3 protein-coding genes are annotated in these 5,494 nt (G+C 76.2%); 1 reads left to right on the plus strand and 2 read right to left on the minus strand.

The window, feature by feature from the left end:
• Positions 1–342 precede the first annotated feature (342 nt).
• Entirely contained in the window at positions 343–3,471 is a 3,129-nt protein-coding gene (locus V7E46_RS32075; protein WP_333771698.1) for an ATP-binding protein, read from the plus strand.
• On the opposite strand, the gene V7E46_RS32080 is transcribed toward V7E46_RS32075, so the two are convergent.
• Both V7E46_RS32080 and V7E46_RS32085 read right to left on the minus strand, forming a co-directional pair.
• On the minus strand, positions 3,452–4,243 hold the full coding sequence (locus V7E46_RS32080) for an ABC transporter permease (protein ID WP_333771699.1): 792 nt from the start codon (positions 4,241–4,243) through the stop codon (positions 3,452–3,454). The genes V7E46_RS32075 and V7E46_RS32080 overlap by 20 nt on opposite strands.
• Complete coding sequence (locus V7E46_RS32085) at positions 4,240–5,211, minus strand: ATP-binding cassette domain-containing protein (RefSeq protein WP_333771700.1); 972 nt, start codon at positions 5,209–5,211, stop codon at positions 4,240–4,242. The genes V7E46_RS32080 and V7E46_RS32085 overlap by 4 nt, the downstream gene beginning before the upstream one ends.
• Between the last annotated feature and the right edge of the window lie 283 nt (positions 5,212–5,494).

Genomic DNA, 5,494 nt, shown 5'->3' on the forward strand with positions numbered 1-5,494 from the left:
GCCCCCGTCCCCGTCGTTGCCCCCGGCGGCATGGACACTACCGCCTCGTCGGGCCGACTCCCGTGACCTGTTTCCCAGTTGCGCCATGACCCTGACCACGCGGCCGTCCGCCGCCCGGACTCGCCCCGGACCACGTGGCCGTCCGCCGCCCGGCCCTGACCCGCACGACGCGGTCACGCGCCGCCCGGGACCCGGCAGTTCGGCGCGGTCACGGTGTGACGGCGGGGACGCAGGGGGCGCCGGGGTCGGGAGTGCCGAACAGCCCCGCCGGCGCCGCGGTGACCTGCCGCCGGCCCGGGACGGCCCGCGCTCCGCGGCGCCGGCCTTGGCTAATCTGCACGGATGACCACCGACCTGACCCTGCTGCCGCGTGTCGCGTACCGCGGACGGGAGGTCACCGCGCCCCGGCTGCGCGGTCTGCTCGCGCTGCTCGCGGGCGACTTGCGCACGGGCTGCAGCACCGAGCGGCTGGTGGCGGGGCTGTGGCCCGACGAGTTGCCGGAGCGGCCGGGCAAGGCGGTGCAGGTCCTGGTGTCCAGGGCGCGGGCGCAGCTGGACGCCGACGTCCTGGTGAGCACGCCGAACGGATACCGGCTCACGCTCGCCGAGGACCAGGTCGACGCCTCCGCCCTGCTCCTGTACGCCGCCGCCGGCGCGGACCGGGCCAGAGCCGGGGACCACACGGGCTCGCTGGCCGCGGCCGAGGCCGGGCTCGCGCTGTGGGAGGGCACCCCCGAGGGAGCCGGCGACAGCGGCGACCCCGTGGCCGCGCTCCGCGCCGAGCGCGTCCCCGTCCGCGGCACGCTCGTACGGACGAAGGCGCTCGCGCTCGCCCGCCTGGGACGGCACGCGGAGGCGGCCGGGCCGCTCGCCGAGGCCGCCGCGGGGCGTCCGCGCGACGAGGAGGTGCTCGCGGAACTGCTGCGCGGCGAGGCGGCGACGGCGGGACCGTCCGCCGCGCTGACGCGCTACGAGGCCTACCGCCGTGAGCTGCGCGACCAGCTCGGCACGGACCCGGGCGCCGGGCTCAAGGCCGTACAGCGCGAGCTGCTGCGCGGTGAGGCGCCGGCGGTCAGGCACGGCGTGCCGCACGAGCCGAACCCGCTCCTCGGCCGGGACGAGGACATCGCGGCGGTACGGCGGCTGCTGCGCGCCTCCCGGGCCGTCACCGTCGCCGGACCCGGCGGCCTGGGCAAGACCCGGCTCGCGCACGCCGTCAGCCGCGGGGCCGAGCAGCGTGTGGTGTTCTTCGTGCCGCTCGCCGGCGTCACGGCGGACGAGGACGTGGCCGCGGAGGTGGCCGCCGCGCTCGGCGCGGGCGAGGGCCGGCCCGGCGCCATGGGCGGCCACGTCCCGGCCGACCCGGTCTCCGGCATCCTGCGCGTGCTCGGCCCGGGGCCCGCGCTGCTGGTGCTGGACAACTGCGAACAGGTCGTCGGAGGCGCCGCAGAGCTCGTACAGGCCCTGGTCACCGCCGCCGAGGACCTGCGGGTGCTCGCCACCAGCCGGGCCCCGCTCGGCCTGACGTCGGAGGCGGTGTACGCGCTGCCGGAGCTGGGACTCGCCACCTCCGTCGAGCTGTTCACGCAGCGGGCCAGGGCCGCCAGGCCCGGCGTGCGGCTGCCGCCGGAGGCGGTGGCCGAGCTGTGCCGCCACCTCGACGGGCTGCCGCTCGCGGTGGAGCTGGCCGCGGCGCGGGTGCGGGCGCTGTCGGTGCCGGAGATCGCCCGCCGCCTCGGCGACCGGTTCGCGCTGCTGAGCGGCGGGGTGCGGGGCGTGCCCGAGCGCCACCGCACGCTGCACGCGGTCGTGGAGTGGAGCTGGAATCTGCTCGCGGACGACGCCCGGGCGGCGCTGCGTACGCTGTCGGTCTTCCCCGGCGGCTTCCTGGGCGACGCGGCCGAGCAGGTCCTCGGCGAGGACGCGCTGCTGCTCCTGGAGCAGCTGGCCGGCCAGTCGCTGATCACCGTCGCCGACACGCCGGCCGGGGTGCGCTTCCGGATGCTGGAGACCGTACGGGAGTTCAGCGCGGCCCGGCGCGCGGAGGCGGGCGAGGACGAGGCGGCGGTCGGCCGGTTCCTCGCCTGGGCGCGGGACTTCGGGGTCGCCCACCACGACGCGCTCTTCGGCGCGGAGCCGTCGGCCGCCTGGGAGCGGATCAGGGCCGAGCAGGACAACCTCGTACCGGCCCTGCGGCACGCCCTGGCCCGTACCGACGGCCCCGCCATCGCCGCCCTCACCGCCGTCCTCGCCGCGCTGTGGTCCACCGACTCCAACTTCCCCCGCCTCGCCGCCCTCGCCGCGGACACCGGGCCGCCGCTCTCGCACTACCGCCCGGCGCCCGAGTACGTCGACGTCGCCCGCGCCGCCGCGGCGTTGTGCACGGCGATCCTCTTCATGGGCAACGGCCCGCGCGCCGTACGCCACCTCGTCACCCTGCGCCGGCTGCCGGCGGCCCCGCCGGACACGCTGCTGCGCGCCACCGCGGTCGCGCTCAGCGCGGTCCCCGAGATGCTGCCGCCCGGCTACGGCGTGCTGCGCGAGCTGTGCGACAGCGAGCATCCGCTGGTCGCCGGCGTCGCCCAGTGCATCGCCTGCTACGTCTGGGAGTTCGAGCACGACATCGACCGCGCGCTCGCCTCGGCCCGCCGGATGGTCGCCGAACTGGCGCCGGTCGACAACCCGTCCGTGCAGCTCATGGTGCATTCCCGGCTGAGCGACCTGTGCTTGCAGACGGGACGGGGCGAGGAGGCGTACGGGCATCTCAAGGCGGCGCTCGCGGTGCTGCCGCGGCTCGGCGACGGGCACGACTACATCGGCGTCCGCTGGGGCCTCGCCCTGGCCTGCCTCCAGCGCGGCGACCCCGACGAGGCCGAGCACTGGCTGCGGCTGGCGGAGAGCGACAACACCCCGCAGCAGGAGTCCTTCTACCGGCCCGATCTCGGCGGGCACGCCGAGATCGCGCTCACCCGCGGACTGACCGAGGCCGGGCTCGGCCTGTGGCGCGACGCCGTCGAGCGGCTGCCCGACGCCGACTCCCTGCGGGGCGGCACCCCGTGGCTGGAGCCGTGGGCGCTGGAGATCCAGTCGGCGGCGGTGACGGCACACGCGCACGCCGGCCGTCCCGACCTGGTCGGGACGCTGGCCGGCCTGCTGGCGCAGCGGCTGCGCACGCTGCTCGCCGCCCCGTTCCCCTCACCCGTGGACCTCCCCGTCCTCGGGACGGTGCTGCACGCCCTCGGCATGGCGGGGCTCGCGTCCGGCGACGCCTCCGCCGTACGGCTGATCGCGCTGGCCGAACGGCTGCGGGTGCTGCGCGAGTTCCAGCCGACCATGTCGGCGGACCGCGCCCGGCGGGCGGCCGAGGCCGCCGACGCGGCGGCGTACGCGGACGCGGTCTCGCGGTACGCCGCCCTGGAGCGGGACGAGTTGCGGGAGGCTGCCCGCGCGCTCACCTCGGGTCGCGGGTGAACAGCGCCGTCGACCAGCGGTAGCCGAGCGCGGTCAGGCCGACGCACCAGAGGACCGCGATCCACCAGTTGTCGCCGATCGCGGTGCCGAGCAGCAGGCCGCGCAGGGTCTCGATGGCCGGTGTGAACGGCTGGTACTCGGCGATCGGCCGGAACCAGCCCGGCATCGCGTCGGCCGGGACGAAGGCGCTGGAGATGAGCGGCAGGAGGACCAGCGGCAGCGCGCTGTTGCTGGCCGCCTCGGCGTTCGGGCTGGCCATGCCCATCCCGACCGCGATCCAGGTGAGCGCCAGGGCGAACAGCACGAGCAGCCCGAACGCCGCCAGCCACTCCAGGGCCGTGGCGCCGGTCGACCTGAAGCCGATGGCAACGGCGACGCCGCCGACGAGGACCACGGCGGCGATCGACTGCAGCACGCTGCCGACGACGTGCCCGACGATCACCGAGCCGCGGTGGATCGCCATCGTGCGGAAGCGGGCGATGACGCCCTCGGCCATGTCGGTGGAGACGGACACCGCGGCCCCGACGACGGTGCCGCCGATGGTCATCATCAGGATGCCGGGGACGATGTAGGCGATGTAGTCGGAGCGGTCGGCGGTGCCGCCGCCGATGCCCGCGCTCATCACGTCGCCGAAGATGTAGACGAAGAGCAGCAGCAGGATGATCGGCGTGAGCAGCAGGTTCAGGGTCAGGGACGGGTAGCGCCGTGCGTGCAGCAGATTGCGGCGCAGCATCGTGCGCGAGTCGCGAACGGCGAGGGGGAGGGCGCTCATCGGACGGTCTCCTTGGGCTGGGCGGGGACGGCGGTGCCGCCGGTCAGGGCGAAGAACACGTCGTCGAGGTCGGGGGTGTGCACGGTCAGCTCGTCCGCCTCGATGCCGGCCGAGTCCAGCTGGTCGAGGACGGCCCGCAGGTCGCGCTGGCTGCCGTCGCTGGGGATCTGCAGCGAGAGTGCCTCGTCGTCCGCGGCGGCCTCGCGCAGGGCGGCGGCGGCGGACCGGTAGGCGGCCGGGTCGGTGAACCGCAGCCGCACGTGCCCGCCCGGGACGAGCCGCTTCAGCTCGTCGGCGCTCCCCTCGGCGGCGATCCTGCCGTCGCTCAGCACCGCGATGCGGTCGGCGAGTTCGTCGGCCTCCTCCAGGTACTGGGTGGTGAGGAAGACGGTGACGCCGCCGGAGACCAGCTCGCGGATGATCCGCCACATGTTGTGGCGGCTGCGCGGGTCGAGGCCGGTGGTCGGCTCGTCGAGGAAGATGATCCGCGGACTGCCGACCAGCGTCATGGCCAGGTCGAGGCGGCGCTTCATGCCGCCGGAATAGGTGGCGGCGGGCTTCTTCGCGGCGGCCGTGAGGTCGAAGCGCTCCAGCAGCTCGGCGGCGGTGCGGCGTCCCTCGGGGCGCGGCAGGTGGTGCAGGTCCGCCATGAGGAGCATGTTCTCCTCGCCGGTGATCAGGCCGTCGACCGCGGAGAACTGCCCGGTGACGCCGATCGCGGCCCGCACGGCCTGCGGGTCGGCGGCCAGGTCGTGGCCGCCCACGCGCAGTTCGCCGGCGTCGGCGGCGACGAGGGTGGAGAGGATCTTGACGGTCGTGGTCTTGCCGGCCCCGTTCGGGCCGAGCAGGGAGAAGACCGTGCCGGCCGGCACCGCCAGGTCGATGCCGTCGAGGACCGTCTTGTCCCCGTACGCCTTGCGCAGGCCGCCGGCCGCGATGGCGAGTGAGGGCGATGTCGATGTGGTCATGCCGCCTAGGGTGCGGCCGGGCGCATTCAGCGCGGTTTCACGCTGCTTTCAGCGCTCTGCGGCCGGGCGGCGGGCGGACGGCTTCAGGCCGGCCCGCGCCGACGCCGGAGGCGGCCAGGCCCGGACGGCCCGCGACCCGGGTCCTACGCCTCGCGGCCGATGTGCCGCCCCGCGCCCGCGGCTAGACCCGCGCCGGGCAGCCCGCCGCCCGGCTGCACGCCCCGCGCCCCGCGCCCCGGTCCGGCAGGACCGGATCGGGGGCGCGGGGCGTGCAGCCGGGCGG

Source organism: Streptomyces sp. IBSBF 2435 (genome assembly GCF_036815005.1).
Taxonomy (GTDB): Bacteria; Actinomycetota; Actinomycetes; order Streptomycetales; family Streptomycetaceae; genus Actinacidiphila.

Coding starts and splice junctions, on each gene's coding strand:
- V7E46_RS32075 (WP_333771698.1), top strand. CDS start 343: ATGACCACCGACCTGACCCTGCTGCCGCGTGTCGCGTACCGCGGACGG.
- V7E46_RS32080 (WP_333771699.1), bottom strand. CDS start 4,243: ATGAGCGCCCTCCCCCTCGCCGTTCGCGACTCGCGCACGATGCTGCGC.
- V7E46_RS32085 (WP_333771700.1), bottom strand. CDS start 5,211: ATGACCACATCGACATCGCCCTCACTCGCCATCGCGGCCGGCGGCCTG.